Genomic DNA, 25,199 nt, shown 5'->3' with positions numbered 1-25,199 from the left:
CGGCGAAAACCCACGCCACGCTTGACGGCCCCGGGGCCCTTCGGGATAATAGGGCGCTTAAACAAGCGCCCGTAGCTCAGTTGGATAGAGTATCTGGCTACGAACCAGAGGGTCGGGAGTTCGAATCTCTCCGGGCGCGCCAATTGATCAAGTACTTAGCCGCACTCTGCGGCTTTTTCTTTTTCCGGTATGCCGGAAATCGTGCCTACGTTCCCCCGATATTTCCTGCCAGGTCCACCACCATTTGCGGCTTGGTGGCAATCCGATCAACGCGTGCCTACAAGTGCCCGGGCGTGGGGTAGGCGTAGCGCGGTACAATCCTCTCGCTCTACGCCCTCTACCCACTCCATGCGGGCCAAATCATGAAAATCCTACTTCTAGTGGTTTCCTTGCTGTTAGCGGGTTGCGCTACCGAGATCATCCGATCGAGCGACAATCTGGTAGTGGTTAGTGCCAGAACCGACCAATCGAAAGAGGCGAAGGCCATGGCCAACCAAGAATGCGCCCAAGGACAGAGGATGGCTAAATTAATGCGGCAAACCGTGGATACTAATATCTTGTCCACCTATCACTTTCGGTGCATAAAACCCGATGCCTGCCGGGATCTCCCCAGACATTCCAGGCGGTCCTATTGCATATAAAGCCAGCGCAAGACACCTGTGGTGCCCTGCCCTGTCGAGAACCAAGGTCCCGCCATTTCTCACTCCCCAGCAACAAGCAGGAGAACCTTCATGAAATTTCTCATGCCAGCAATCTCGGCCCTATTGGTTGGCTGCACGGCCACGCCTGAAATCATCAGTTCGTCAACGGATAACGTGGTTATATACGCCCCGCCTTCCGTAAGCGCCGAAGCAGCACAGGTGCTTGCAGACAAAGAGTGCGCGAAATCCAATAAGACTGCCAGGTTGGTGCGTAAACCGGATGCGGAAAGCCCATGGGCCGCTTCTTACTTCTTCTGCATAGGGTCCGAAGAGAATCCTGCCGAGAATCCCAATGAAAAATCCGATTAAACCGCTTTTGGTGGTAATGGCATTTTTCTTGTCGGGCTGCACCCCGGAGATACTCCTCTCGGACGGCCAGAATGTGGTCGTTGATGCCAGTTTGAAACGGCCAGAGGAGGCAAAGGCCATGGCCGACGAGGAATGTGGTAAATACAACAAAACCAGCTTCCTCATGCGTGAAGGCGATAAAAGCAACCTTTCCGCCAACTATATTTACGAATGCGTAAAGCCATAACCTAGTCTGGCCTTGGCCTTTTCGTGCCAGGCTTGACGAGAAGAGATATAAAAAATATCTATCTCGTCACCCGGAAGCTGTCCGATTTTGTTTATGGATTGGCGGAAGATGGCTTCTCGATTTTTGCCGTCTGTTTCAATGCCTCGATTTTTACCGCCAACTGCTTTTTGGCTTCCTCATTCTTCAGCAGGGTCTTGATCCTCTCCTCGACTTGAGCGAAGGGCACCGTTTCACTCGGGGTCTTCCCCTGGGACTTAATGATGTGATATCCGAAGGGGGTTTCCACCACTTCGCTCACCGCGCCGTCCTGGAGGCTAAATGCCACCTCCTCGAAGGGCTTGACCATCTGCCCTCGCCCGAAGCTACCCAGCTCGCCTCCCTTCTTGGCGCTCGGGCACGTCGACTCCGCCTTGGCAAGTTCGGCAAAATCGGCGCCGCCCTTGATCTTGGCGAGGAGATCATTCGCCTTTTGTTGAGCGGCCTGCTTTTCCTCGGGAGTCGCCTTGGCATCGGCGCCGATCAGAATATGGCTCGCCTTGACGGTTTCAGGTTGCTTGAACTTGTCCGGATTCGCGTCATAAAACTGCTTGGCCTGCTCCGTGGTGAGGGTGATCTTGGCGGTGACCTCTTGGTCAATGTAGTTGGCAATAAGGAGATCACGGGCCAGGCGATCCTTAAACTCCTGGCCGGTCAGCCCCGCCTGGCCAAGCGCTTGCTCGAAAGCCGCGGGGGAGCCGAACCGCGTCTGAGCGGCATTGAACTTCTCTTCGACCCGCTTATCCAGGTCAGCTACCGAGAGGCCTTTAGCTGCCTGGTATAGTAATTCCTCATCTATCAATAGATTGAGTGCCGCATCCTGGACTTTTCGCTGCTGCTAAAAATCGGCCAGAACGGGAGCTTGGCTCTGGGCAAGCAGCATCCGTAAGGCCTGATCGACTTCAATGCGGCTAATGGCCACCCCATTGACCGTGGCGACCACCTCGCTGGTCGTCGGGACGGCGATTGGGGGGGTAACCATGACGGCCGGAGTGGCAACCGCAGGGCTGGTCGGCGTTGTCTCGGTGGCGGCGCTCGCGCTGACGGGCATGGTCAGGATAGCCGCCAGGGCCGCAATAGAAACATTGAGTTCAGATGGGAAGCGCATGTCATTAGCCTCGATAGTGAGTGAAGTTTAGATTTTGGCAGGATATATCCATGCCCTAGGGGGTTGTCCTGAAGAGCTCCCGATTCCAGGAACTCCTAACGGTCGTTGCTGGTGTTTCGTCAATTCCTGACGCTTTTCGGGCGGATATTGGGTACCCTTACGCCTCTGACTCAAATGCCAATATCCGGTGCCACCATGCAAATTCCCAATAATGCCCTGTTCGCGAGTCTGACCATCTGCCTGGTCATGAGCGCCTGCGCCACTGGTAGTGGCCCGACGCGGGTTGATTCCGACCAATGGCAAATCCTAGCCGCTAACTACATTGAGGCCGCCAAGAAGGCGAATGAACATTGCAAGTCAATGGGGCAAAATTCGCTTAAAGTGACCAAGCGTCAGGCTCATGAGGACAATATCGAAATAGTCTATCGCTGCGCAAAGGACTAGCCTGGCCTAGTGCCCCATGCAATCCCTGACCTTGAGCGCCACGTCCAAGGCCTCAAGGCCTACCCGTCCATCCACCAGGGGCCGGCGATGCTCGCGGACGCAGGCGACGAAGGCCTCGATCTCGCGATCGAGGGGCTTGACCGGTACGACCTGGATACGCTCGCGGACGATCTCGGGCCGCGTGGCGCCTGGTGCCAGATAGGGATAGGCGATGTCGATGGTCTGCTCGATGAAGTCGAGGGACAGATATTTGCGTTCCTGAAAGACCCGGATGCGCCGGGTTTTGCGATCCGAGACCCGGCTCGCTACCACGTTGGCGACGGCGCCGTTAGCGAATTCCAGGCGGGCATTGGCGATATCGACACGATTCGTGAGCACCGGCGTGCCCACCGCCGACACGGACTGCAACTCCGAACCCATGAGGGACAGGATGATATCGATGTCGTGGATCATGAGGTCCGAGACCACGTCCACATCCGTGGCGCGCTCGACAAATTCCCCCATGCGCTGGATCTCCACGAAGCGAGGATGATCGATATGCTCGGCCAGGGCCATGACGCCGGCGTTGAAGCGCTCCAGGTGGCCAATCTGGAGAATGGCCCCGCCTTGATCCGCCAGATCGACGATGCGCTTGCCGTCCTCCCGCGTCGCCGCGATGGGTTTCTCCAGCAACATGTGGATGCCCCGGCGCAGCAGGGGCTCCGCCACGGCCAGATGGGTGGTCGTCGGTACCACGACGGAGACGGCATCAACCTGGTCGGCGATGTCCTCCAGGCGATTGAAGACCGCGCAACCCGCCTCCTCCGCCACGGCCCGCGCCCGTTCTGGATCCGTGTCAACGACGCCCACCAACTCCACACCGGGCAGGCGGGAATAGATCAGGGCGTGAAAGCGCCCCAGGTAACCGACGCCAATGACGGCGAAACGCAGTTTTTCAGCCATGCTGGGTCCCTCTGGAAGAGATGGTGATGCCCATACCCTAGCCCCCAAAAACGCGATCGACCGGCGCCTGCCGGACAAAGGGGATGCGATCGGCCCCATAATAGACCTGGACCTGGTAGAAGAGGGTCACGGCCATGCCAATCACGACGGCCAGAATCAGCATGTTCAAGGGGTCGCGCTTGCGACGGCGGGAGTTAAGACTCATTAGGCGGCGGGGGACAACCAGGGTAGGATATTTTGAAAACAAGGGGCTGGAGCGGAGACGAGGCAGACGGGCGGACAGGACGACCGAACCAGCGGGGCGCAATTATCCCCCATTTCCGGCCCTCGCGCCCCACGCATTTGCCGTTATCCTCAAGGGCTCCGCGCCATCCCCCAGCCAGGAAGCCAGGCCTTGAAGGCCATTGTATTTCCTGCACGAGCCCCTTATTCTGCATCCATGTTTTTGGGATTCCTAGCCATGCCAGCCGATCAAAACCCTCGCTACCACATTTCCGTCCGGGCCCAGAGCGTCTATATCCTGGAGCAATCCCAACCGGAAAAGAACCGTTATGCCTTTGCCTACACCATCACCCTTCGGAATACCGGCCAGACGGCGGCCCGCCTCCTCGACCGCCATTGGGTCATCACCGATGCCAACGGCCGGGTTCAGGAGGTCCGGGGCGATGGTGTTGTCGGCGAGCAGCCCCACCTGGAACCCGGGGAGAGTTTCCGCTACACCAGCGGGACCCTGCTGGAGACCCCCTTGGGGTCCATGCACGGCAGCTATGGCATGATTGCCGACGATGGCACCCGCTTTGCCGCCCCGATCGAGCCCTTTTCCCTTTCCACGCCGATGCGTCTGCATTGACAGGCCCGCTGGCTCCCCAGCGGCCGCCCTTCATGACCGACAGGACTAATGACCACTTACGCCATAGGTGACATCCAGGGTTGTTACGACCCCTTCCGCCGGCTTCTCGACAAGCTTGAATTCAATCCTGGTCAGGATCAGCTCTGGCTCGTCGGCGATCTCGTCAATCGGGGCCCAGATTCCCTGGGCGTCTTGCGTTACGTCAGGAGCCTGGGCGAGTCCGCCGTGATCGTGCTGGGCAACCACGATCTTCATCTCCTCGCCCTGGGCGCGGGTAATGACAAGACCGCCTTCATGAGCAGCCTCCACGATGTGCTGATGGCCCCGGATCGCGAGGATCTTTTGCACTGGTTGCGCCACCAGTCCCTCATGCACTATGACGCCAGCAAGGATTTCGCCATGGTTCATGCTGGCCTGGCACCCCAGTGGGACCTGCTGCAGGCCCTGGCCTGTGCCCGGGAGGTGGAAACGGTCCTGCGCGGGCCGGACTATCGGGACTTCCTCCATGCCATGTATGGGAACCAGCCGGATAAATGGTCACCCTCGCTGAAGGGCATGGACCGGTTACGCTTCATTACCAATTGCATGACGAGGATGCGCTACTGCCTGCCGGATGGCACCCTGGGGCTCAGGGAAAAGGGCCCGGTGGGCACCCAGTCCAAGCCCTACATCCCCTGGTTCGACATCCCCTGGCGGGCGAACAGCGACTTCCGCCTCGTCATCGGCCACTGGTCAACCCTCGGCTACATGGCCAAAGACAACATCTGGGCCCTGGATACCGGCTGCCTCTGGGGCCGTTCGCTCACGGCCATCCCGATCCGCAAGAAGAAGGATATCGAGCCCATCACCCTGGATTGCCCCATCGGGGCCCTGCGGGATTAGACTCTCACACGTTCCAGGCTGACAAAGCTGAGGTTGAGGGGGTTCGCCTCATCCCTGGCCCTGTCCTCGCGTTGTGTTTCCCGCCATTCCGCGGCGGCCCAGGGCGGGAAGAAGGCATCTCCGTCTTCGATCCAGGTCTCCACCAGCGTCAGATAGAGCCGTCCCGCCCGGGGCAGCAGGGCACGATACAGGGTCTCGCCACCGATGACCATGACCTCCGGTTCGCCCTCCGCCAACGCCAGCGCCGCCTCCGGCGTGGGGGCGAGCAGGCAGCCCGGGGCCTGATAGTCCGGGTCGCGGGTCACGACGATATGGCGCCGCCGGGGCAGCAGGCCCGGCAGGGACTCCCAAGTGCGGCGGCCCATGATGAGGGTCTTGTCCAGGGTGAGCCGCTTGAAGTGGGCCAGGTCCGCCGGCAGGTGCCAGGGCAATCGGTTGGCCCTGCCGATTACATAATTCTGGGCAAGGGCGGCAATCAGGGCGATGCGGGGCAACTCGCTGGCCATCATGCCAGGTCCTCTAATTGCCGAGCAGTGCCGCCTTGCGGGTGGCCTCGGTGGCGGACCAGAGACGTTCCAGGGCGTAGAAATCGCGCACCTTGGGCAGCATGACGTGCACCAGCACGATGTTGAGATCCACCAGTGCCCATTCGCCCTCGCTCAGCCCCTCGCTCCCCAGGGGCGTCTCCCCCGCCTCCTTGGCGCGAAAGGCAACGGTCTCGGCGATCGCCTTGACGTGCCGCTCGGAGGTGCCTGAGGCGACGATCATCAGATCGGTGATGGCGGTCTTGCCGCGCACATCCAGCACCTGCACATCCATGGCCTTCATGTCATCCAGGGTATCCAGTATCAGTTGCTTGAGTTGATCGAGATCCAAGGGATTCTCCTAAGTGGTGGGATTCTTTCGAGGGTGGACCTGCGGAACGCCGGTCACCGGTAGAGACACTCCGCCGCGATAAGGGCGATCACGGGGTCGGGAAGCAAATAGCGTGGGCTCAGACCCAGGGCCACCAGGCGGCGAATCTGAGTCGCCGAGATGGCGAGCGGGGTCACATCCTGGAACCAGATGCGCCCGGCTGGCGCCTCGGTCAGGCTGGACGGGGAGGAGCAAAGACGCGGAGCGGCCCAGGCGGTCAGTTCCTCGTCCATGGTTGCGGGGCCGCCGGGAGCATCGCCGGGGCGCCGCATCACCACCAGATGGGCCAGCCCCAGGATGTCATCCGGCCGGTGCCAGGTGAGAAAGCCGGCGAAGGCGTCGGCCCCCAGCAGCAGACAGATCCCCTCCTCCGCCCCCAGTTCCGCGCGCAGTTCGACCAGGGTGTCGTAGCTATAGGAGGGGCCCACGCGCCGCAATTCCCGGTCGTCGATGCCCAAGCCCGGCTCCCCCGCCACGGCCAATTCCAGCATGGCCAATCGCTGGTCCGGGCTGGCCAGAGGCTGATGGCGATGCACGGCCTGACGCAGGGGCACCAGGCGTACCTCCCGGAGGCCTAGGTCCTGACACACCTCAAGTGCCGGCCGCAGATGGCCGAAATGCACGGGATCGAAGGTGCCGCCGAGGACCCCCATCATGTCGGCTGGGCCCGCATCAAGCCCGGACCTCGCCGTTGCCCAGCACGATGAACTTGACCGATGTCAGGCCCTCCAGGCCGACGGGGCCCCGGGCGTGGAACTTGTCGGTGCTGATACCGATCTCGGCGCCCAGGCCGTACTCGAAGCCATCCGCGAAGCGGGTGGAGGCGTTGACCATGACGGAACTGCTGTCCACCTCGCGCAGGAATCGCCGGGCCCGGCTGTAGTCCTCGGTGATAATGGCGTCCGTGTGCTGGGAGCCATGACGGGCGATGTGATCCATGGCCGCGTCCAGGTCGGCCACCACCCGGATCGCCAGGATGGGCGCCAGGTATTCGGTATCCCAGTCCTCTTCCGTCGCCGGGATGGCCTGGGGGATGAGACCACAGGTCCGGGGGCAACCCCGCAGTTCGACACCCTTGGCCAGTAGGGGCGTCGCCAGGTCAGGTAGCAGGGCCGCCGCGACGCCCTCGGCGACCAGTAGGGTCTCCAGGGTATTGCAGGTGCCATAGCGCTGGGTCTTGGCGTTCATGACGATGGGCAGGGCCTTGGCCGGATCGGCCCTGTCGTCGATATAGACATGGCAGATGCCATCCAGGTGCTTGATGACCGGCACCCGCGCCTCGCGGCTGATGCGCTCGATGAGGCCCTTGCCGCCCCGGGGAATGATGACGTCCACATACTCCGGCAGGGTGATGAGGGCGCCCACGGCGGCGCGGTCGGTGGTGGCGAGCACCTGGACCCCGTCCTCCGGCAGCCCCGCCGCCGCCAGGCCGCGGTGGATGCAGGCGGCAATCGCCTGATTGGAATGAAAGGCCTCGGAACCGCCCCTCAGGACGGTGGCGTTGCCGGACTTGAGGCAGAGGGCCGCCGCGTCCGCCGTCACATTGGGCCGGGATTCGTAGATGATGCCGACCACGCCCAGGGGGACCCGCATCCGCCCCACCTGAATCCCGGAAGGTCGGTAGTTGAGATCGGAGATAGCCCCCACCGGGTCCGCCAGGGCCGCGACCTCCCGCAGCCCCGCGATCATGGCGTCTATCCGCCCCGGGGTCAGCTCCAGGCGATCGAGCAGGGCCGCATCCAGCCCCTGGGCCGCCCCCGCCGCCAGATCTTGCCGGTTGGCCGCCATGAGATCGGCGCGGCACGCATCCAGGTCCGCGGCGATGGCCAGCAGGGCGTCATTCTTGGCGGCCGTCTCGGCCCTGGCCAGAAGGCGCGAGGCGGACCGGGCCCGCTCGCCGACCTGCCGCATGTAGGCGGCGACATCGCTGATCTGTGTCTCGGACATGGATGAAGTCCCGTAAGGCTGAGGGGTACGAGGGGTTGGCAAGCCCAGGAGGCTGAAGCGAGTGCGGATTCTAACAGAAACGCCGCCCGGGGCTGGCTGGGAGCGAGATCTGGGAACAGCCGCTAGTAGGCCAGCTAAAGGTGGTCGGCGGTGGGAATCGGGACAAAAGCACGGGGCGCCGCTTGGGCTTTACCCCGGCGCCGGGAACGGCACCCGTCAGCGTCGCAGCATGAGGGTCTCGATGACCAGCAGGACCACCGAAATGACATTGGCGATCAGGGCGCCACCGCTTAGGGAGACGATGCTGGCGGTCACCCCGGGGGTCAGCCCGGTCTGCGCGATATGGGCCGCCCCCGTCCAGACGATGGCGGCGGCGATGAGTTGCAGCATGGCCGCCAGGCTGGTGGCCAGGAGCACGGCCCCCATCTGGGTGCGGTCGCCAAACTTGAGCACGGTGGCGATCGCGTTCACTACCAGGGTGGCGAAGAGTTGCCAGGCATCGTGGTGCGCTGGATTGTCCACCTCACCGATGAAGAAGCTAAAGTTGAGGGTCAGGGACAGAATGATGAAGAAGGCGAAGACCACCTTTTCCGGATTCATGGCGGGCGCTCACAGGAAGGAAAAGCTGACATCAAAGAGGCGCTCCACGGCAGTGATCTGGCGTTTGTCGGCCAGGAAGAGGACCACCCGGTCCTCCGGCTCGATGCGGCTATCGTGGTGAGGGAAGATGATCTGGCTCTGGCGGGCAATGACGCCGATGCTGACCCCGGGGGGTAGCGCCAATTTGGCAATGGGGCGGCCAATGACGCGGGAGGACTTGCTGTCGCCATGGACGGTGAGCTCAATGGCCTCGGCAGCGCCACGCCGGAGGGAATAAACCGCCTCCACATCGCCACGGCGAATATGGGTGAGCAGGGCGCCGATAGTGACCTGGGCCGGCGAGACGGCAATATCGATGGTGGTGTCCTGCACCAGATCCACGTAGCTGGGGCTGTTGACGATGGCGATGGTCTTGCGTACCCCGAGCCGCTTGGCCAGGGTCGCCGAAAGAATATTGGCCTCTTCGTCGTTGGTCAGGGCGCAGAAGACGTCGGTGTTGGCGATGTCCTGTCGTTGCAGCAGATCGGCGTCGCCAGCGTCGCCGCGCAGGACGACGATGCCCTCCTTCAGAGTCTCGGCCAGATAGTGGTAGCGTCCTGCATCACGCTCGATGATGGTCACCTGGTGATTCGCCGCGATGCGCTCCGCCAATTGGGTGCCGATATTACCGCCCCCGGCGATAATGACCTGGCGATAAGGCGCCTGGGATTGGTGGAAGGCGCCGACGAAGCGGGGAATGTCGAGGCTGGCGGCCAGGAAGAAGATCTCGTCATTGACCTCGATGCGGGTCGCACCCTCCGGCATGATGACCTGGCCACGCCGGAAAATGGCTACCACTCGGCACTCCGCGTCGGGGACCCGGCTCGGCAGGACGAGCAGTGACCGTCCCACCATGGGGCTTCCAAATTGCGCCCGCACTGCTACCAGTTGCGCCCGGCCGTCCAGAAAGTCGAGGATCTGCAAACAGCCCGGCTGCTCGATGAGGTGAAAAATGAAAATGGTGACCAGCCGTTCGGGGCTAACGATATAGTCGATCGGGATGGCCTTGGCGGAGAAGAGTTCGGGGTAGGCGAGATAGTTGGGGTCCCGAACCCGCGCCAGCCGCGTCGGGGTGCGAAACAGGGTATAGGCGAGATGGCAGGCGATCATGTTGGTCTCGTCACTGTTGGTGACGGCCAGGATGAGATCGGCGTGCTCGATACCGGCCTCGATCAGTACCTCCGGGTGGGCGGCATAACCGGTGACCGTGCGCAGGTCGAGACGCTCCTGCAGGAGTTGCAAGAGTTGGGGGTCGCGATCGACGACCGTGATGTCGTTATCCTCGCTGGCGAGGCTATGAGCGACCGTGCGGCCAACCTGGCCAGCTCCGAGGATGACGATTTTCATGCTCTGTTAGCCCCGATTCCGCGGCATGGCGGGTATCAATGCCGCCAATAGGCCGGCAGGAAGAGGATCAGCAGGGTGAAGATCTCCAGCCGGCCCAGCAGCATGGCGAAGGAGCCCAGCCATTTGACCGTGTCACTCACTTCGGCAAAGGTGACGGCGACCTTGCCCAGACCAGGACCACAAAGATTAATGGTGGCCTGCACGGCGCCGAAGGCCGAGACAAAGTCCAGACCCGCCCCCATCATGGCGATGGTCAACAGCAGGGTGCTGGAGATGTAGAGGACATAGAAGCCCCAGACCGAGAACATAATCTGATCCGAGACGGTTCGCCGGCCCAGCTTGATGGGGCTTATGGCCTGGGGATGGGCGAGCAGGAAGAGCTGGCGCAGTCCGAGTTTGCCCAACAACTGGATACGCACGACCTTGATCCCCCCCGCTGTTGATCCAGCGCAGCCGCCTATAAAGGACAGGGTCACCAACACCAAGGGCAGATAGAGGGGCCAGTCGGCGAAGACCGCGGTCGTAAAGCCGGTGCTGGTCAAGATGGAGGCCACCTGGAAGGTGCCATGGCGCAGGGCCTGCCAGCCATTGTCGTACGTCCCGGTCAGGGCCAGGGTGGCGGCGACGAAGAGGGACGAAAACAGGAAGATGAGACCAAAGGCCCGCACCTCCGAATCCCGGAGCAGGGGCCAGAGCGACCGGCGTTGCCAGACTAGAAAATGGACGGCGAAATTGGCCCCCCCGGCGAGCATGAAAAAGATGCCGATGCCGTCGATCAGGGGGCTGTTCCAATGGCCGAAACTGGCGTCATGAGTAGAGAAGCCACCGGTCCCGACCGCCGCGTAAGAATGACCGATGGCGTCGAACAGGCTCATGCCCGCGGCCCAAAAGGCCAGGGCGCAAGCCGCGGTCAGGGCGAAATAGACCAGCCAGAGGGAGCGGGCGGTCTCGGCGATGCGTGGTGTCAACTTTTCGTTCTTGGTGACCCCCGAGGTCTCCGCCCGATAGAGCTGCATGCCGCCGACGCCCAGCATGGGCAGAACGGCGACGGCCAGGACCACGATGCCCATGCCGCCCAGAAAATTGAGTTGCTGACGGTGGTATTGGATAGAGGGGGGCAATTGGTCGATACCACTGGCGATGACGGTGGCGCCCGTGGTGGTGAAACCGGAAATGGACTCGAAGACCGCGTCCGCCAGACTCCAATGCAGTCCAAACATGAATGGCAGGGCACCGACCACACCCAGGAGCACCCAGAAGAGGGTGACCACCAGGAACCCATCGCGCACCGAGAGTTCCTGGTGCGCATGCCAATTAGGTAGCCAGAGGAGTCCCCCTGCCGCCAGGGTCAGGAGAAAGGAGATATAAAAGATCCCTTCCTGGCCATCGCCATAGAAATAGGCAATGCCAATCGAGGGCAGGAAATTGAGGCTATAGAGCACCAATAAGATGCCGAATAGCCGGATAATGGCGCGCCAATGCATGAAGGTCGAAGACCGCGGAGAGATGGTTCCAGAAGTGCCTACCCGCCTTCGCGGCGGTTGCCAGGACCGGCCTAAGCCCTATACCGGGTCCCCAAGCTCAATCAGGCTGGTTGGATTATCGAGGCCCTCCCCAGGGAGGTCATATAAAAATTATATAAAAATTTAATGAAATTTTTACACCCCGAGTTTGGCAACCAGGGCAATATATAAACATTATATAAAAATCAACCCCGCGACTTATGCCGGTGCGATCCTTGCCTCAACCGACTTTTCCTCTCCGGCCATCCTACCCTACGAGCCTCGCCCCCCAGCGCGGGCATCCCTGATGCCCTATCTTTTCGCCGTAATGGTGGTGGCGGTTACGGTTGCCCTCGCCTTTCTTCTGCCCTGGCTTTTCCCCCATGCCAGCCGGTCGCTCCTCTTTCTGACCGGGGTACTGGTGGTCTCCTCCCGCGCCAGCCTTGGCCCCTCCTTGCTGGCCAGTTTCCTGAGCTTCCTCGCCTTCAACTTCTTCTTCACCGAGCCCTATCACACCCTTAAGGTGGCGGATGATGGGGACGTGACGACCCTGTTTTTCTTTCTGCTGGTGTCCGCCATCTCCGGCAATTTGGCCTCCCGCATGCGCCAGGAGATGGCCGAGCGCCGGGCCTCCCTGGCGCGCATCTCGAACCTCTACGATTTCAGCCGCCGTCTCGCCTCCGCCATGGGCACGGAGGAGGTACTGGATGCCTTGGCCGATCAACTGGCCCTGGTGCAGCCCGGGGCGGGGGGCACCCTGCGTATCCTGATCGCCGAGGGCAAGGAACCGCCCAAAGAGCGCCGCGGACGGGGTGACGACCGGCAGATGGCCCCGGAGGACCTGATGGCCGCCTGGAATCAGGTGGGGCGGAACCCTGTGGTGAGGGGCGACTGGGTCTTCCACCCCCTGGCGACCGACCGGGGCCCTATCGGTCTGGTGGCCATGACGAGGAAGCCCGATCCGGACCGATTCGAATCGCTGCGCAGCCTGTGCGACCAGGCGGCCATGGCCCTGGATCGTATCCGGCTGGCGGCGGATCTGGAACAGGCCAAGCTGATCTCGGAGACCGAGCAATTGCGTTCGGCCCTGCTGTCTTCCGTCTCCCACGATCTGCGCACCCCCCTGGCCTCCATCATCGGCTCGGCCACCAGCCTGCTGGAGTATGGCGAGGCCTTCAGCCCCGCGGATCGCCGGGAGCTCTTGGCCACGGTCGCCGCCGAGGCCCAGCGCCTGGATCGCCATATCCAAAACCTGCTGGACATGACCCGCCTGGGTCAAGGGAAGCTGAGCCTGCACCGGGATTGGGTGGACCTGCACGACATCATCGCCAGCGCCATCGCCCGACTCACGGACGTGCTCGATGGTTTGCGGGTGGAGGTCCAGATCCCGGATGACCTGCCCCTGCTCTGGGTCCACGGTTCCCTGATCGAGCAGGCCCTGATCAATCTGCTGGACAACGCCGCGCGGTTTTCCCCCGCACAGGGACTTATTGGTATCGAGGCCGAGCGGGCCGGGGACGAGGTCTGGATCGAGGTGTGTGATCAGGGCCCGGGCATCCCGGAGAGCGAACGAGAAACGGTGTTTGATATGTTCTATTCGGTACGGCGCGGCGATCGTGACAACCGCGTCGGCAGCGGCCTGGGCCTGGCCATCTGCCGGGGCATGATCGGCGCCCATGGCGGCCAGGTCCGGGCGCTGCCGGGCGGGTTGGGATGGGGCACCCGGATGCGCCTCAGCCTGCCTCTCGCCGGTCCGGAGATCAAGCCATGACCGCCAGCAAGGATGGGGTGGAGACACTGCTGATCGTCGAGGACGAGGCGCAGATCCGCAAATTCGTGCGCATCAGCCTGGAGGCTCAGGGCTACCGGGTGTGGGAGGCGCGCCTCGGCGAGGAAGGCCTCAACCTCTGCGCGGCCACGCCCCCCCACCTGGTCATCCTGGACCTGGGTCTGCCCGACCTCGATGGCCTGGATTTCATCCGTCGCCTGCGAGCCTGGTCGGCCATTCCCATCCTGGTACTGTCGGTGCGGGCCTCGAGACCGAGAAGATTCAGGCCCTGGACGCGGGCGCCAACGACTATGTCACCAAACCCTTTGGCATCGGCGAACTCATGGCGCGGGTCCGGGTGCTGCTGCGCAAGGAGGAACGCCAGGCGGCGGCCTCGGCCCTCTTCGAGTCTCCCGGGTTGCGGGTGGATCTGGGGCGGCGCGAGGTCATGGTTGATGGCGCCCCGGTGCCCCTGTCGCGGAAGGAATTCGCCCTCCTCGCCCTCCTCGTGGCGAGCCAGGGCCAGGTCCTGACCCATGAGCAAATCCTTCGCGAGGTCTGGGGCAGCGGTCACCAGGAGGACACCCATTACCTGCGCGTCCTCGTGGGTCATCTGCGGCAAAAATTGGGCGACGACCCCATGCATCCGCGCTTCATCCTGACGGTCCAGGGCATCGGCTATCGGTTGGCGGTCTGATGATCCTCGGCCCAACCCGCCAAGCCTCCCAGCCTCGCCTCAAGCCACCCACCTCCTGAATTTGCGGCCCTTATCCACCCATGGCAAGAAAAATCTCGCGATCGACTCAGCGTCTGCTCCTCTTTGTGGCCGCCCTGCCCGCCACGCTCGTCATCATGGCCTTGATTTATATGACGGGCATGGAACACTTCGAGGGGGCGCCCCGCACCTTCCTGGAAAGCCTGCAATGGGCATCGGAAACCCTGACCACTACCGGCTATGGCAATGATAGCCATTGGCAACACCCGGTCTTCGCCCTCTTCGTCATCCTGGGCCAAATCATGGGCCAGTTTCTGGTCTTTCTGATTTTCCCCATTTTTCTGTTGCCCTACCTGGAGGAACGCTTCCAGACGCGCCTGCCCCGCCAGTTGCCGGCCATGGCGGGCAAGGTCCTCTTTTACCGTCATGGCCCAGCCATCGAATCCCTGCTGGTGGAATTCCAGCGCTCCGGAACGCCCTTCGTCATCTACGAAGAAGACATGCAATTGGCGCAAACCCTGCGGGATCGCAAATTTAACGTGGTTTTTGGTAAGCTGGGCCAAGACCCCTCGGTGCTGGCCAACGTTAAGGACGCCCGGGCGGTCGTGACCCTGGGTAACGATCATGCCAACGCCACCTGTACCATTCTGGCGCGCGAGGCAGGATTTACCGGACAGATCTTCGCGCTGGCCCGGGAACCCCTCTATCGGGCGCCCATGTTGCGGCTCGGCGCCACCGATGTCTTCACGCCCGCCCACGTGCTGGGCGGTGCCCTCGCCTCGCGGGCCAGCCTGCGCATCAGCCCGCCCGCCGAGGGCATGCATCTCCTCGGCACCAAAATCGGGCTCACCGAGTTTCGCATTCGCCCCAACAGCCCCCTGGCCGAAAAAAGGCTTGGGGAACTGCATCTCCGCCACCAACACGGCGTATCCGTCATTGGACAGTGGCATGGCGGCGCCTTCACGACGACTCAAGGCCCGGACACCCTGCTCAGGGCTGGGGCCATTCTGATCGTGGTGGGCCCCCTCGCCAATCTGGAGAAAGTCGAACGTATGGCCATGCCGATCCGACGCTCCGGGCCGATCGTCGTCGCGGGTTACGGCGCCGTCGGCTTCAAAGTCGCGCAGATGCTGAAAGATGTCGGGGAGACCTGCACCGTCATCGACATCCGGCTAACCGCCGGGGTTGATGTCGTGGGCAACATACTCGAATTCGCCACGCTCAAGCAGGCCCAGGTGCGCGAGGCCAGCGCCATCATCCTGGCCCTGAGCGATGACAGCGAGGCCATCTTTGCCACCGCCGCGGTCCGCGACTATGCCCCGGAAGTGCCCTTGATCGTCCGCGTCAGTCGCAGCCACAACACCGAACGGATGTACCGTTCCGGCGCCGACTTCGCCATCTCGGAAGGGGAGGTAGCCGGCAAGATTCTGGCCTATCACCTGCTCGACGAGCAATTAGTACCCGTTGAGAACGGTATCAGAATCACCCGGCTGGGCGTCGGCAACCTGGAAGGCTGGCATCCCTGGCGTACCGAGGTGCGTGAAAGGTCAGGCGCGAACATCATCGCCATTGAACGGGGCGGGCAGGCGCTGATGGAATTTGCCAACGATTTCCAGATCCGTCCGGACGACGCGCTCCTCGTCTGTGGAACTATCCAGGATCTGGAGCGTTTTCAGCGCGAATTTCAAACCGCGCCCCTGGCGGCACCCCACGCCTAAGTCTCGACTCAATCCGTTACCCGGTCCCTAAACTCACGGCATCCTCGCGGAGGACAACCACACCATGAATAACCGACCCCTGATTCGCGTCCGCGAGGTCATGAAGCCCCATTTCGACCTGGTCGATGGCATGGCGACGGTGGCCGCCGCCCTGGAGGCCATGCGCCACGTCGATACCAAGACCCTCATCGTCAAGCCGCGCAGCGAGCACGATGAACTGGGCATCGTCGTCCTGTCCGATATCGCCCGGGAGGTGCTGGCCAAGGACCGGGCCCCGGACCGGGTCAACATCTACGAGATCATGGTCAAGCCGGCCATCACCGTCCATCCCGATATGGATATCCGCTATTGCGCCCGCCTCTTCGACCGCTTCGACCTGAGCCGGGCGCCGGTGGTAAAAGATCGTGAGGTGCTGGGGGTGGTGAGCCTCACCGATCTTGTGATGAAGGGGCTGGTGCCTCGCCTCTGAGCCTGAGTGTGCGGCTATCCCGGGGGGGCTGGCGGGGGACGCCGTGCAGACCTCCCTGTCGGCTTGGCGACAGCATCCCGGTTGTCGACACCCCCCCGCCACCCATCACGCATCACCCGGCCCTCGCGCCTCCTGGCTATCGGGGGATGGGCTGGCTGAGGGCGGGGGCAATTGCGGCATCTCCAGAGGGCGGAGCTGCGGGTTTTTCCTGCCACAGGACAACCACGATCGCGATCAGCAGGGCCACCAAACCCACGCCAGAGATCCACATCAGTACCCTGGAACCCTTGTCGGTACCCAGGGAGGCTTGCTCCGGGATGGGGAGCGGTGGGTAGGATTCAGGAGAATTTTGTCGGTTTGACATAGGGTTAATCACTTCAGTCCGATGGAACCAGATCCCGGTAGGCGTGCCAGGTGGCATGACCCACCAAGGGCATGGTCACCAGTAGACCGATGTAGAAGGTCATGATTCCAATCCCAACGAACATCACGATCAAACAGGCCCATAGGGTCATCGCCTGCCAGTTGACGCGTACCGCCTCGATACTGGTTTGCATGGCCGTTAGGACGTTGACGTCGCGATCCATCAGCATGGGGACCGTGATAGCGCTAATCGCGAAGGTAAAGCCGGCAATGACAGCACCGACCAGGATACCGGATATGAGAAAGACCGGGCTGTCTCCGGACAGGAATACCACGGGTATGAAGTTTTCCAAGGTCGGCACGGGCAGATCGTAGAGGAGGGCGAACACCAGCAGGCCAGCCAGCATCCACAAGAGCAACACCATGACGAGCATCAAGCCCATGGCGCTGAGTTGCACCTCGTTACGCTTCCATGCCTCGATGGCCTGGCAGAACTTCAACTCCTGACCCTTCTCCAGATTCTTGCTGATCTGGTAGAGACCAATCCCCAGCAAGGGCGCGACCAGAAAAAAACCCGCGGCCAGGGGCGGGATGATGAAGAACATCTTCTCCGCCATCAGGCCAAGGGTCAGCAGATAGCTGATCAAGACAAAAAAGGCGCCATAGAGCAGGCTGAAGCGTGGGGCGCGGATCAAGTCATTCCAACCTTTGGCAAGCCATGCCCAGGGGTTGTCGAAGGTGATCTTATTGACCTGGGGGCGGGTGTCCCGATGGGCCATTGCGGCAGGTGACATGAGGGTATCCTCCATTATTTTCCTAGGATTTGGGTTTGTGGTCTGGCAGCGTGGACGAGGGCCATGAAGTCTTGCCCCATCAGTGTCGGGTCGTGAGGCGCACTGAAGATCGCGGCCAACTGGCCCTTGGGGTCGATCAAGTAGATGGAAGCGGAATGGTCCATGGTATATCCAAGAGCGCTTTGCGGGTCGTTGACCCGCACATAAAGGGCGCCAAGATCACGGGTCACCCCTTAAGGACCTCCTCGGAACCGGTGGCTCCCAGAAAATCGGGGTGGAAATGATGCACGTATTGGGCAAACCTTTCGGGGGTGTCGCGCTCGGGATCCACGGAGATGAAGAGGAATTGCGGCCCCTGTCCGCCCGCCGTCGCGCCTATCCGCTGATGGAGTGCAACGAAGGTTGCCAGGGTCATGGGACAGATATCGGGGCAGGTGGTATAGCCGATAGCCGCGAAAGTCCATTTGCCACGCAGTGCCGCCTCAGTCATCTCGCGTCCGTCTTGGTCTGTCATGATGAATGGGGTCAGCGCCTTGGGCCAAGGCAGCACGGTCCCGGCCTGAAGTTGGGCGGGCACGGGGCTCGGCCCAGCACGGCGATGCCCATACCAATCGGCACCCCACCAAAGCCCCACCAACGCCGTGAGTAAAGCCACCGCCACGACGACCGGTGCAGTGAAGCCGGATTGGGACGATTTCGGGCTCATGATGCACCCCGCACCCTGGCCAGCCGATCCCGGTAGGTGCGGTCCGGTCCGGACTCGCCGGAGGGGTACAAGGCATGTATTAAGGTCAGTAGGGCTAGCAGGAGCAAGGCGGCCCCACCGTTGTGGGCTACCGCCAAATCCAGTGGCAACTTTGTGACTATGTTGGCAATGCCGAGACCCACCTGCAACACCAATGCGAGGATCAGGGTCTGGGCCAGGTGGCGTTGCACGGGGTAGCGGGCCCGACGCAACAGGAGTAGGGCGAGGCTGCCGAGATACAAAAAGACGATCAGGGCCCCGGCACGGTGTGTCAGGTGGATCGCCGTCCGCGCCGGACCGTCCAGAACCCCGCCCTCGTAGTCCACGCCGACGGGGCGTAACAGGCTGAAGCCTGCCGTGAAATCCGCCCTAGGCCACCATTCGCCGCCATGGCAGCTAGGAAAATCCGGGCAGGCAAGGGCGGCGTAGTGGGTACTCGTCCAGCCGCCAAGCAAAATTTGGACGCAGACCAGCCCCAACCCCAGCCAGGCCCAGGGCCGCAAGGCCGCTAATTCAGACGGGACGACTGCATAGAAGAGTCGCCCCTGGCGCAGGGTCAACCACCACAGCAAGGCCAACGTGGCCAAACCACCCGCCAGGTGCAGGGTCACGATAGTCGGGTTGACAAGCAGGGTGACGGTCCACATCCCCAGCAAGCCCTGGAATGCGACCAAGCCCACCAGCAGGGTGGGCAGGCCGACGGGGAGACCCGCGCGCCGCCCGGCCCAGGCAAACCCCGCCAGGATCAGGATGACCAGCCCCAAGCCACTGGCCAGATAGCGGTGGACCATCTCCTTCCAGGCCTTGGCGGTATGAACCGGGCGTTCGGGGAAGGCTGCATTGGCCTCGGCCAACGCCTCGGGATGGCTGGGCGCGGCCAGACGGCCATAACAGCCGGGCCAGTCCGGGCACCCCAGCCCGGCGTGGGATAGGCGTACATAAGCTCCCAGCATGATGACGGCTAAGGCCAATACCGCCGCCAAGGCGGCAAGGGCGGCAAATCTGCTTCGCTTCATGTGGGGCTATCTCCTAGAATGAACGGTTCGACAACATCAGGGTGGTAAATGTCATGGCGGATCTGAAAACGGCTTTGGGCGCGCATACCGAGGCGGTGGCGAGGCACCCTGCCCTCCCCTTGGCGCGAGGCTGGCTGGGGCTCGGGGTCCTGGCGCTGGCGCTGGCCGGGATCTTTGCCATCCTGCTGGTCCTGGCACGCACCCCAGGACTGGCGTGGCTCTTCCCCTCCCAGGATTTCTTCCGCACGGCCTTGGTGGTGCATGTCGATCAGTCGATCCTGATCTGGTTCCTCGCCTTCGCCGGGGTGATCTGGGGCCTTGCCCCCGGCATCCGTCTCGAGTTGTCGCGGCTCGGCTTGGCGGGAGCAACCCTCGGTTGCCTCCTGGTCGCGGCCGCGCCCTTTCTGGGGGCCAGCGCACGCGAACTTAACAACTATGTCCCCGTCCTGGATGCCCCCGTCTTCTTCTGGGGCCTCGGTCTTTTCGCCCTTGGCAGTCTACTGCAGGTCTCCGCCTATCTCTTGGGGGCTGTGCCAAGGATCAGACTCATCGATCCCATTGCCGTCGGCGGCGCAACCGCCGCCTTCGCGACACTGATTGCCGCTATTTCTCTGATCTGGTCATGGATCGACCTGGCCCAGACAGGCACTGGGATCTCTTACGAACTCCTGTTCTGGGGACCCGGCCATGTCCTCCAATTCGTCTATACCCAGATCATGCTGATTGCCTGGCTCTGGCTCGCCCGCGACCTGGGGTACCCCCTGGCATTGCCCGACCGCTGGCTTTCGGGTGTCCTGATCCTTGGCGTCCTGCCCCTCCTGGCCGTACCCCTGATTCACACCCTCTATCCCCCCGGTACTGGGGAAGCCCGGATCGCCTTTACCCGCCTGATGCAGTTTGGCAATGGTCTGGCCGTGATCCCCCTTGGCATCTTGCTGGTGATTGCCCTGATCCGCCGCCGCGGCTCAACCCGGGACCCATCCCCGCGCCCAGAGTCCCGGGCCCTCGCCGCCTCCTTGACCCTATTCGCCGCCGGCGGGGTGCTGGCGGTGGCCATCTCCGGGGTGAATACCATCATCCCGGCCCATTACCACGGGTCCATCGTCGGCGTGACCCTAGCCCTGATGGGTCTGACCTACCACCTGCTCCCCACCCTTGGCCTGGCCCCCCCCGCCGGCTGGATGGCGAGGGTGCAACCCTGGGTCTACGGCAGCGGGCAGTTGCTACACATCGGCGGTTTGGCGGCCTCCGGGGCCATGGGTATCCAGCGCAAAACCGCCGGTGCCGCCCAAGGCCTCGATACCTGGTCGGCCAAAGCCGCCATGGGAGTCATGGGAATCGGAGGTTTGCTGGCCGTCATCGGTGGCATCCTCTTTGTCCTGGTGGTCCTTAAGGCCTTTGCCGTCCGCCCCCAGCCCCCACGCATCGGGGCCTAAATGAGCGCCATCACGTAATGATCCGCCAGCAGTACCCCGAACAGCCACATCAGATACCGGATGGAATAGAGGAAGGTGGGCATCGCCATGCCATCGCCTTCGCCGAGCCAGAGACGCAGGGCGAAATAGACGAAGCGCGTACCCAGAACCAGGGCCCCACCCAAATATAAGAGCCCCGCCATATGCCCTAGAAATGGCATGAGTGAGACGATCAGGAGCATCAGGGTGTAGATCAGGATTTGCTGCTTGGTGAATTCCACACCGTGGGTCACGGGGAGCATGGGGATGCCCGCCTTGGCATACTCGGCGCGGCGTTTGATGGCCAAGGCCCAGAAATGTGGGGGGGTCCAGAGAAAGATGATCATGACGAGCAGTAAACCAAAGCCGCCGACCTCCCCAGTGATGGCGGTCCAACCGAGCAGGGGCGGAGCCGCCCCCGCGATGCCGCCCCAGACGATATTTTGGGGCGTGGCCCGCTTGAGATAGCTCGTATAAATGACGGCGTAACCGATGAAGGCGGCGAAGGTTAAGGCGGCGGTCAGGGCATTGACCAGGGTCGTCAGGATCAGCATGGACAAGGCGACCAGCACCAGGGCAAAGCCCAAGGCGTGAGGGGCGTCAAGGTCGCCGCTGGGCAGTGGCCGGTTGCGGGTACGTTCCATGATGCCATCGATGCGTTGATCGACCACGTGGTTCAGGGCCGCCCCGGCCGCCGAGGCTAGCCCGATGCCCAGCAGTCCGAAGAACAGGGGCTGCACGGGGACCATCCCCGGGGTGGACAGGAGCATCCCCACCAGAGCGGTGAACAGGATGAGCGCCACCACCTTGGGTTTGGTCAGGTCGTAGTAGCGTCTCCAGGCCAGTTCCTGGGACTTGGTCAGGGTGATCTCACTTGTGGCCATAGCCTGCACCTTTTATCCAGTTTCGGGAGGCCTTGATGAGGCGCCCCATGTCTTTAAGGGTATCTTTCGCCGGGGCATCCGATGCATACCGCATCATCAAATTGCCCATGGGATCAAGGATATAAATTCGGCCGAGGGCGGAGTCGCCCTGCCCCAGGAGGTCCAGCAACTCTTTCCCACCCGCCACATCCGTCCGCGCCACCCGCATGCCCCCAAATTCCCGCGCCAGCTCAGCGTCCATCCCCTGCCCATCCGGGTCCACCATGATCAGGAGCCGCTCCGTGCTCAGACTCCCCTCCCCGAGGGCGAGACGGATCTGCCTTAGATCCCTGAGCCGTGACTGACAAGGTGCGGGGCAGTCCCGACCGGTCAGAAAAACCAGAGTCCACCTGCCCATCAGGGCCTCCCGATCCAAGGGGGCACCCTCCGGGGTAATCAGCTCCAGACGGGCGGGGATGGGAACCACCGGGGAGATAAGCTCCCCCTGATTGGCGCGCCCGCTGGGCAGGTATTCCGGGTTGAAGTACAGAAACCAGGCCCCCAGGGAAGGCGCCGCAAAGATGGCAATCATCACCAGCAGGGGCTTCAGACGCCGCTTGGAATCGGTTCCCTCGCTGGTGTTGGGTTTGGCAGCCTCCGCCGAGCTCATGGGGAAACCTCGTGCCCGCCGCTTTTTGCCAGGCTGAGACGTACCCAGATGACCAGGACAATGACCGCGAAGGCGAACCACTGGATCGCATAGCCCAGATGCATCCCTTCTTTTGGCAGTTCACGAGGCCAGTCACGGACAAAGCCACCCCCCTCGGCCGGGTCCAAAAGCATGACCACCGGCTGGAGGGGATAGGCGACCATTGCCCGATAGAGGTCCACCGTCAGATAGGGCCAACGCCCTCCCCAACCCTTTGCCGCATTCGAACCGGCGTGGAGAGCCAGGGCCGGTGCAGCTGGGATGTGGGTCTGGCCCGTCACCCGGACCTCGCCCGGCGGGACCGGTGCTGGCGTAGCCTGGCCCTGGGTGTCGGCCGGAATCCAGCCCCGGTTCACCAGGACCCGCATCTCGCCACCACTGATGCGCAGAGGCGTGACAACGTGAAAGCCCGTCTTGCCGGCGTGCCGGCGGGCCTCCAGCAGTATCTGTCCCTCGGCCTCGTAGGTCCCGGTGGCGCTCAGGCGCCGATAGCGCAGGACCTCGGACTCGACGGGTTCGACGCCGAGAACGAAGGCCGGCAGTTCTCCCGCGGTTACCAGGTCGTGGGCCTGCCCCCGCTTCTCCGCCGCCCGTCCCATCTGCCAGAGCCCAAGGGTAACGAAACACGCAAACGCAAGTCCCAGGATCAGGGTCGGTAGCCAGCGGGGTTGAAATACGGATTCGTCAAATTGCATAGGGGTGCTATATTCGTATGAATGTCGCGCAGGCGATAAGATGGCCGCGGACATTAGCAACCACCAACAAGAACATAAGGGGGAGTCATCATGGAACTCATTTTCAAGATACCGGTACTGCTGGTCCTGGTCTTCATTGTCTTCTCATTGGGCCAGGGTATGTATTACCTTACCAAGGATGATGGCGAGGAGGACAAGACCCGGGTGGTACGCGCCTTGACGGTACGTATCGTTCTCTCGCTGACCCTGTTCGGGCTCCTGATGCTCGGCCATTTCACCGGTCTGCTTCAGCCCCACGGGGTCTGAAGCCCATCCCCATGGCTCGCCGGGAGCAAGTTCCGGCGAGCCCCATCCCCCGATTAAAGCCAATAGACAAAGACGAAGAGCCCCAGCCAGACCACGTCCACGAAGTGCCAATACCAAGCCACCGCCTCGAAGGCAAAGTGGTTGTGCGGGCTAAAGTGACCCCGCATGGCCCGGACCAGGATCACGCTGAGCATCACGGCGCCCATGGTCACATGAAAGCCATGGAAGCCGGTCAGCATGTAGAAGGTGGAGCCATAGGCCCCGGAGCCCAAGGTCAGATTCAGCGCATGGTAGGCATGGTAATACTCGTAGGCCTGAAGCAGGACGAAGAGAAAACCCAGGCCAATGGTCAGGGCCAGGCCGCGGACCAGGGTGGTATTGTTATGCTCCTTCAGGCCCCAATGGGCCCAGGTAATGGTGGCCCCTGAGGTTAACAGCAGCAGGGTATTGATGGCCGGGATGCCCCAGGGACCCATCGCCTTGAACTCACCGCCGAGCTGTTCAGGACCCGCCGAGGGCCAGACCGCGCTGAATTGGCTCCAGAGCAGGGCATGGGATTCGCCCAGATAGCCCTCGCCCCCCAGCCAGAGCATGGCCACATTGCGGATGTACCACAGGGCCCCAAAGAAACTCAGGAAGAAGAAGACCTCGGAGGCGATGAACCAGAACATCCCCTGGCGAAAGGAGCGGTCCACCTGGGCGTTATAACGGTCCGCCATGCTTTCGCCGATGACATCGCCGAACCAGCCATAGAACATGAAGGCGAGCAAGGCGAAGCCCGCCACCAGCATCCAGGTACCGAAACTCACGCTATTGATGCTCAGGGCTGTCCCGGACAGCATCAGGAATACCGCGAACATGGCCGTGATCGGCCAGGGGCTGGAATCCGGGATGAAATAGTCTTTCTGCCCGTGGATAGAACCGCTCATCCTCGCACTCCTCGCTTAATCTTGATGTCGATGATGGTCCTGGGCGCCAGGACCGCTCGGGGGCCGGCGATGCCCCAGCTATTGGGCTGCCGCCAGAGTCCCACCCTGCAACCGCATGACGTTATAGGAGAGCGTCAGGGAATCGATCTCCGGCGGTAGGTCCGGCGAGACCACGAAACGCACCGGCATCTCCTTGCGTTCATAGCCGGCCAGGGTCTGCTGGGAAAAACAGAAGCACTCCAGCTTGGAGAAGAAGCCGTTAGCCTGCCAGGGTGCAATGCTCGGAATCGCCTGACCGGTAATCGACTGGGCGGAGTGGTTCTCCGCCACGAAGTTCACCACCCGCGATTCCCCGAGCCGTACCCGGACCTTGCCCTCCATCGGGTTAATGCTCCAGGGCAATTCCGGATGCATGGTCGTATCGAACTTGACCGTCACCCACCTTCCTTCGGCACCCGTCCATTCCCCAGCCGTTGTAATGCGCCTGCCGAGATCGCTCATGCCATCAACTGACTGCATCCCCGTAATATTGCACAGCAGTCCGTAGAGCGGGACCATGGCGAAACCGAAGCCAAACATGCCAAGGGCGAGCATCGCAAGCCACCACGAAGTCCGACGCTTCCTCCGCCCAAGGTCAGCGGCCTCGCTCATAGTCCACTCGCCGCGATCATGTTGGCCAGGCCCTTCCAGAAGGGCACGGAACTCAGGAACATAAAACAGGCAAAGGCCGCCAGCACCCAGGCGGTACGGACATTGCGGCGCCGCAGTTCGGGCCTCGCCTCGGAAATCATGTCGTTAGTCATCTGA

Annotated in this window: 31 protein-coding genes, 1 tRNA gene and 1 pseudogene; 12 read left to right on the top strand and 21 right to left on the bottom strand. The window is 62.3% G+C overall.

What is annotated here, in order from left to right:
* Positions 1-65: 65 nt before the first annotated feature.
* From IPN92_11555 to IPN92_11545, 3 genes are all read left to right on the top strand, one after another.
* Positions 66-142: transfer RNA gene (locus tag IPN92_11555), tRNA-Arg, on the top strand.
* Between the two features lie 589 nt (positions 143-731).
* Positions 732-1,010: a hypothetical protein gene (locus IPN92_11550; GenBank protein MBK8638877.1), complete on the top strand. Its 279-nt coding sequence runs from the start codon at positions 732-734 to the stop codon at positions 1,008-1,010.
* Positions 994-1,236, top strand: coding sequence for a hypothetical protein (locus tag IPN92_11545; GenBank protein MBK8638876.1), 243 nt, complete (start codon positions 994-996; stop codon positions 1,234-1,236). The genes IPN92_11550 and IPN92_11545 overlap by 17 nt, the downstream gene beginning before the upstream one ends.
* A gap of 91 nt (positions 1,237-1,327) precedes the next feature.
* On the opposite strand, the gene IPN92_11540 is transcribed toward IPN92_11545, so the two are convergent.
* Positions 1,328-2,074 (bottom strand): peptidylprolyl isomerase, encoded by a 747-nt coding sequence (locus tag IPN92_11540; protein MBK8638875.1) that lies wholly within the window; start codon positions 2,072-2,074, stop codon positions 1,328-1,330.
* A gap of 36 nt (positions 2,075-2,110) precedes the next feature.
* The gene (locus IPN92_11535) at positions 2,111-2,380 is read right to left on the bottom strand and encodes a hypothetical protein (GenBank protein MBK8638874.1); all 270 of its coding nucleotides are present in this window, start codon (positions 2,378-2,380) and stop codon (positions 2,111-2,113) included.
* A gap of 195 nt (positions 2,381-2,575) precedes the next feature.
* Here IPN92_11535 and IPN92_11530 point away from each other — a divergent pair, with 195 nt between their 5' ends.
* Positions 2,576-2,824: a hypothetical protein gene (locus IPN92_11530; protein ID MBK8638873.1), complete on the top strand. Its 249-nt coding sequence runs from the start codon at positions 2,576-2,578 to the stop codon at positions 2,822-2,824.
* A 6-nt stretch (positions 2,825-2,830) separates the two neighbouring features.
* Here the strand turns inward: IPN92_11530 and IPN92_11525 are convergent, their stop codons facing one another.
* Both IPN92_11525 and IPN92_11520 read right to left on the bottom strand, forming a co-directional pair.
* A complete protein-coding gene (locus IPN92_11525; protein ID MBK8638872.1) occupies positions 2,831-3,766 on the bottom strand; it encodes a Gfo/Idh/MocA family oxidoreductase in 936 nt (311 codons plus the stop codon).
* Positions 3,767-3,803: 37 nt separating this feature from the next.
* On the bottom strand, positions 3,804-3,971 hold the full coding sequence (locus tag IPN92_11520; protein ID MBK8638871.1) for a hypothetical protein: 168 nt from the start codon (positions 3,969-3,971) through the stop codon (positions 3,804-3,806).
* A gap of 255 nt (positions 3,972-4,226) precedes the next feature.
* On the opposite strand from IPN92_11520, the gene apaG reads away from it, so the two are divergent.
* Positions 4,227-4,616: a Co2+/Mg2+ efflux protein ApaG gene (apaG, locus tag IPN92_11515; protein MBK8638870.1), complete on the top strand. Its 390-nt coding sequence runs from the start codon at positions 4,227-4,229 to the stop codon at positions 4,614-4,616.
* A 48-nt stretch (positions 4,617-4,664) separates the two neighbouring features.
* The gene (locus tag IPN92_11510; protein ID MBK8638869.1) at positions 4,665-5,498 is read left to right on the top strand and encodes a symmetrical bis(5'-nucleosyl)-tetraphosphatase; all 834 of its coding nucleotides are present in this window, start codon (positions 4,665-4,667) and stop codon (positions 5,496-5,498) included.
* Here IPN92_11510 and IPN92_11505 read toward each other — a convergent pair.
* The 7 genes from IPN92_11505 to IPN92_11475 form a co-directional block, all read right to left on the bottom strand.
* The gene (locus IPN92_11505) at positions 5,495-6,007 is read right to left on the bottom strand and encodes a dihydrofolate reductase (protein ID MBK8638868.1); all 513 of its coding nucleotides are present in this window, start codon (positions 6,005-6,007) and stop codon (positions 5,495-5,497) included. The genes IPN92_11510 and IPN92_11505 overlap by 4 nt on opposite strands.
* Positions 6,008-6,017: 10 nt before the next feature.
* The gene (gene rsfS, locus IPN92_11500; protein ID MBK8638867.1) at positions 6,018-6,374 is read right to left on the bottom strand and encodes a ribosome silencing factor; all 357 of its coding nucleotides are present in this window, start codon (positions 6,372-6,374) and stop codon (positions 6,018-6,020) included.
* A gap of 53 nt (positions 6,375-6,427) precedes the next feature.
* Entirely contained in the window at positions 6,428-7,069 is a 642-nt protein-coding gene (nadD, locus tag IPN92_11495) for a nicotinate-nucleotide adenylyltransferase (protein MBK8638866.1), read from the bottom strand.
* A 16-nt stretch (positions 7,070-7,085) separates the two neighbouring features.
* Positions 7,086-8,360, bottom strand: coding sequence for a glutamate-5-semialdehyde dehydrogenase (locus IPN92_11490; protein MBK8638865.1), 1,275 nt, complete (start codon positions 8,358-8,360; stop codon positions 7,086-7,088).
* Positions 8,361-8,576: 216 nt separating this feature from the next.
* On the bottom strand, positions 8,577-8,960 hold the full coding sequence (locus tag IPN92_11485; protein MBK8638864.1) for a hypothetical protein: 384 nt from the start codon (positions 8,958-8,960) through the stop codon (positions 8,577-8,579).
* A 9-nt stretch (positions 8,961-8,969) separates the two neighbouring features.
* Positions 8,970-10,346, bottom strand: coding sequence for a Trk system potassium transporter TrkA (trkA, locus tag IPN92_11480; GenBank protein ID MBK8638863.1), 1,377 nt, complete (start codon positions 10,344-10,346; stop codon positions 8,970-8,972).
* Between the two features lie 35 nt (positions 10,347-10,381).
* Positions 10,382-11,830 carry a potassium transporter gene (locus IPN92_11475; GenBank protein ID MBK8638862.1) on the bottom strand — a complete coding sequence of 483 codons (1,449 nt, stop codon included), beginning with the start codon at positions 11,828-11,830 and terminating at the stop codon, positions 10,382-10,384.
* A gap of 325 nt (positions 11,831-12,155) precedes the next feature.
* Between IPN92_11475 and IPN92_11470 the strand changes: the two genes are divergently transcribed.
* The 4 genes and pseudogenes from IPN92_11470 to IPN92_11455 all read left to right on the top strand — a co-directional run bounded on the left by IPN92_11470 (position 12,156) and on the right by IPN92_11455 (position 16,518).
* Positions 12,156-13,619, top strand: coding sequence for a DUF4118 domain-containing protein (locus IPN92_11470; GenBank protein MBK8638861.1), 1,464 nt, complete (start codon positions 12,156-12,158; stop codon positions 13,617-13,619).
* Positions 13,616-14,313: pseudogene (locus IPN92_11465) on the top strand (response regulator). Before IPN92_11470 ends, IPN92_11465 begins: the two are co-directional and overlap by 4 nt.
* A gap of 80 nt (positions 14,314-14,393) precedes the next feature.
* On the top strand, positions 14,394-16,049 hold the full coding sequence (locus IPN92_11460; GenBank protein ID MBK8638860.1) for a TrkA family potassium uptake protein: 1,656 nt from the start codon (positions 14,394-14,396) through the stop codon (positions 16,047-16,049).
* Positions 16,050-16,113: 64 nt separating this feature from the next.
* Positions 16,114-16,518, top strand: coding sequence for a CBS domain-containing protein (locus tag IPN92_11455; GenBank protein MBK8638859.1), 405 nt, complete (start codon positions 16,114-16,116; stop codon positions 16,516-16,518).
* 377 nt (positions 16,519-16,895) lie between these two features.
* On the opposite strand, the gene IPN92_11450 is transcribed toward IPN92_11455, so the two are convergent.
* From IPN92_11450 to IPN92_11435, 4 genes are read right to left on the bottom strand one after another with little or no spacing between them, the layout of a single operon-like run.
* Positions 16,896-17,675 (bottom strand): DUF2189 domain-containing protein, encoded by a 780-nt coding sequence (locus IPN92_11450; protein MBK8638858.1) that lies wholly within the window; start codon positions 17,673-17,675, stop codon positions 16,896-16,898.
* 14 nt (positions 17,676-17,689) lie between these two features.
* Positions 17,690-17,905: a hypothetical protein gene (locus IPN92_11445; GenBank protein MBK8638857.1), complete on the bottom strand. Its 216-nt coding sequence runs from the start codon at positions 17,903-17,905 to the stop codon at positions 17,690-17,692.
* Positions 17,902-18,381 carry an SCO family protein gene (locus IPN92_11440; protein MBK8638856.1) on the bottom strand — a complete coding sequence of 160 codons (480 nt, stop codon included), beginning with the start codon at positions 18,379-18,381 and terminating at the stop codon, positions 17,902-17,904. The genes IPN92_11445 and IPN92_11440 overlap by 4 nt, the downstream gene beginning before the upstream one ends.
* Positions 18,378-19,436, bottom strand: a complete 1,059-nt coding sequence (locus tag IPN92_11435) for a COX15/CtaA family protein (protein ID MBK8638855.1) — start codon at positions 19,434-19,436, stop codon at positions 18,378-18,380. The genes IPN92_11440 and IPN92_11435 overlap by 4 nt, the downstream gene beginning before the upstream one ends.
* A 53-nt stretch (positions 19,437-19,489) precedes the next feature.
* On the opposite strand from IPN92_11435, the gene IPN92_11430 reads away from it, so the two are divergent.
* The gene (locus IPN92_11430; protein MBK8638854.1) at positions 19,490-20,872 is read left to right on the top strand and encodes a cbb3-type cytochrome c oxidase subunit I; all 1,383 of its coding nucleotides are present in this window, start codon (positions 19,490-19,492) and stop codon (positions 20,870-20,872) included.
* On the opposite strand, the gene IPN92_11425 is transcribed toward IPN92_11430, so the two are convergent.
* From IPN92_11425 to IPN92_11415, 3 genes are read right to left on the bottom strand one after another with little or no spacing between them, the layout of a single operon-like run.
* Positions 20,869-21,774, bottom strand: coding sequence for a protoheme IX farnesyltransferase (locus IPN92_11425; protein MBK8638853.1), 906 nt, complete (start codon positions 21,772-21,774; stop codon positions 20,869-20,871). The two genes, IPN92_11430 and IPN92_11425, sit on opposite strands and share 4 nt — an antisense overlap.
* A complete protein-coding gene (locus IPN92_11420; protein ID MBK8638852.1) occupies positions 21,761-22,423 on the bottom strand; it encodes a hypothetical protein in 663 nt (220 codons plus the stop codon). The genes IPN92_11425 and IPN92_11420 overlap by 14 nt, the downstream gene beginning before the upstream one ends.
* Positions 22,420-23,157: an SURF1 family protein gene (locus tag IPN92_11415; GenBank protein ID MBK8638851.1), complete on the bottom strand. Its 738-nt coding sequence runs from the start codon at positions 23,155-23,157 to the stop codon at positions 22,420-22,422. Before IPN92_11415 ends, IPN92_11420 begins: the two co-directional genes overlap by 4 nt.
* Before the next feature lie 90 nt (positions 23,158-23,247).
* Between IPN92_11415 and IPN92_11410 the strand changes: the two genes are divergently transcribed.
* Complete coding sequence (locus tag IPN92_11410; GenBank protein ID MBK8638850.1) at positions 23,248-23,463, top strand: twin transmembrane helix small protein; 216 nt, start codon at positions 23,248-23,250, stop codon at positions 23,461-23,463.
* Between the two features lie 53 nt (positions 23,464-23,516).
* Here IPN92_11410 and IPN92_11405 read toward each other — a convergent pair whose 3' ends face one another.
* The 3 genes from IPN92_11405 to IPN92_11395 all read right to left on the bottom strand — a co-directional run bounded on the left by IPN92_11405 (position 23,517) and on the right by IPN92_11395 (position 25,195).
* Complete coding sequence (locus IPN92_11405) at positions 23,517-24,392, bottom strand: cytochrome c oxidase subunit 3 (GenBank protein MBK8638849.1); 876 nt, start codon at positions 24,390-24,392, stop codon at positions 23,517-23,519.
* Positions 24,393-24,470: 78 nt separating this feature from the next.
* A complete protein-coding gene (locus tag IPN92_11400) occupies positions 24,471-25,043 on the bottom strand; it encodes a cytochrome c oxidase assembly protein (GenBank protein ID MBK8638848.1) in 573 nt (190 codons plus the stop codon).
* Complete coding sequence (locus tag IPN92_11395; protein MBK8638847.1) at positions 25,040-25,195, bottom strand: hypothetical protein; 156 nt, start codon at positions 25,193-25,195, stop codon at positions 25,040-25,042. Before IPN92_11395 ends, IPN92_11400 begins: the two co-directional genes overlap by 4 nt.
* Positions 25,196-25,199: the final 4 nt, after the last annotated feature.

This window comes from Chromatiaceae bacterium, assembly GCA_016714645.1.
Taxonomy (GTDB): domain Bacteria; phylum Pseudomonadota; class Gammaproteobacteria; order Chromatiales; family Chromatiaceae; genus M0108.
Note: the sequence above shows the minus strand (reverse complement) of the source record. Positions and strands in the feature narration are given on the sequence as shown.

Excerpts from the sequence above, each read along its gene's own strand:
- IPN92_11545 (MBK8638876.1), top strand. The coding sequence starts at position 994 with ATGAAAAATCCGATTAAACCGCTTTTGGTGGTAATGGCATTTTTCTTG.
- apaG (MBK8638870.1), top strand. The coding sequence starts at position 4,227 with ATGCCAGCCGATCAAAACCCTCGCTACCACATTTCCGTCCGGGCCCAG.
- IPN92_11525 (MBK8638872.1), bottom strand. The coding sequence starts at position 3,766 with ATGGCTGAAAAACTGCGTTTCGCCGTCATTGGCGTCGGTTACCTGGGG.
- IPN92_11430 (MBK8638854.1), top strand. The coding sequence starts at position 19,490 with ATGGCGGATCTGAAAACGGCTTTGGGCGCGCATACCGAGGCGGTGGCG.
- trkA (MBK8638863.1), bottom strand. The coding sequence starts at position 10,346 with ATGAAAATCGTCATCCTCGGAGCTGGCCAGGTTGGCCGCACGGTCGCT.
- IPN92_11475 (MBK8638862.1), bottom strand. The coding sequence starts at position 11,830 with ATGCATTGGCGCGCCATTATCCGGCTATTCGGCATCTTATTGGTGCTC.
- IPN92_11455 (MBK8638859.1), top strand. The coding sequence starts at position 16,114 with ATGAATAACCGACCCCTGATTCGCGTCCGCGAGGTCATGAAGCCCCAT.
- IPN92_11415 (MBK8638851.1), bottom strand. The coding sequence starts at position 23,157 with ATGCAATTTGACGAATCCGTATTTCAACCCCGCTGGCTACCGACCCTG.
- IPN92_11405 (MBK8638849.1), bottom strand. The coding sequence starts at position 24,392 with ATGAGCGGTTCTATCCACGGGCAGAAAGACTATTTCATCCCGGATTCC.
- IPN92_11420 (MBK8638852.1), bottom strand. The coding sequence starts at position 22,423 with ATGAGCTCGGCGGAGGCTGCCAAACCCAACACCAGCGAGGGAACCGAT.
- IPN92_11530 (MBK8638873.1), top strand. The coding sequence starts at position 2,576 with ATGCAAATTCCCAATAATGCCCTGTTCGCGAGTCTGACCATCTGCCTG.
- IPN92_11510 (MBK8638869.1), top strand. The coding sequence starts at position 4,665 with ATGACCACTTACGCCATAGGTGACATCCAGGGTTGTTACGACCCCTTC.
- IPN92_11485 (MBK8638864.1), bottom strand. The coding sequence starts at position 8,960 with ATGAATCCGGAAAAGGTGGTCTTCGCCTTCTTCATCATTCTGTCCCTG.
- IPN92_11550 (MBK8638877.1), top strand. The coding sequence starts at position 732 with ATGAAATTTCTCATGCCAGCAATCTCGGCCCTATTGGTTGGCTGCACG.
- IPN92_11435 (MBK8638855.1), bottom strand. The coding sequence starts at position 19,436 with ATGAAGCGAAGCAGATTTGCCGCCCTTGCCGCCTTGGCGGCGGTATTG.
- IPN92_11450 (MBK8638858.1), bottom strand. The coding sequence starts at position 17,675 with ATGTCACCTGCCGCAATGGCCCATCGGGACACCCGCCCCCAGGTCAAT.
- nadD (MBK8638866.1), bottom strand. The coding sequence starts at position 7,069 with ATGATGGGGGTCCTCGGCGGCACCTTCGATCCCGTGCATTTCGGCCAT.
- IPN92_11505 (MBK8638868.1), bottom strand. The coding sequence starts at position 6,007 with ATGATGGCCAGCGAGTTGCCCCGCATCGCCCTGATTGCCGCCCTTGCC.
- IPN92_11410 (MBK8638850.1), top strand. The coding sequence starts at position 23,248 with ATGGAACTCATTTTCAAGATACCGGTACTGCTGGTCCTGGTCTTCATT.
- IPN92_11400 (MBK8638848.1), bottom strand. The coding sequence starts at position 25,043 with ATGAGCGAGGCCGCTGACCTTGGGCGGAGGAAGCGTCGGACTTCGTGG.
- IPN92_11490 (MBK8638865.1), bottom strand. The coding sequence starts at position 8,360 with ATGTCCGAGACACAGATCAGCGATGTCGCCGCCTACATGCGGCAGGTC.
- IPN92_11425 (MBK8638853.1), bottom strand. The coding sequence starts at position 21,774 with ATGGCCACAAGTGAGATCACCCTGACCAAGTCCCAGGAACTGGCCTGG.
- IPN92_11535 (MBK8638874.1), bottom strand. The coding sequence starts at position 2,380 with ATGCGCTTCCCATCTGAACTCAATGTTTCTATTGCGGCCCTGGCGGCT.
- IPN92_11460 (MBK8638860.1), top strand. The coding sequence starts at position 14,394 with ATGGCAAGAAAAATCTCGCGATCGACTCAGCGTCTGCTCCTCTTTGTG.
- IPN92_11520 (MBK8638871.1), bottom strand. The coding sequence starts at position 3,971 with ATGAGTCTTAACTCCCGCCGTCGCAAGCGCGACCCCTTGAACATGCTG.
- IPN92_11395 (MBK8638847.1), bottom strand. The coding sequence starts at position 25,195 with ATGACTAACGACATGATTTCCGAGGCGAGGCCCGAACTGCGGCGCCGC.
- IPN92_11470 (MBK8638861.1), top strand. The coding sequence starts at position 12,156 with ATGCCCTATCTTTTCGCCGTAATGGTGGTGGCGGTTACGGTTGCCCTC.
- IPN92_11440 (MBK8638856.1), bottom strand. The coding sequence starts at position 18,381 with ATGAGCCCGAAATCGTCCCAATCCGGCTTCACTGCACCGGTCGTCGTG.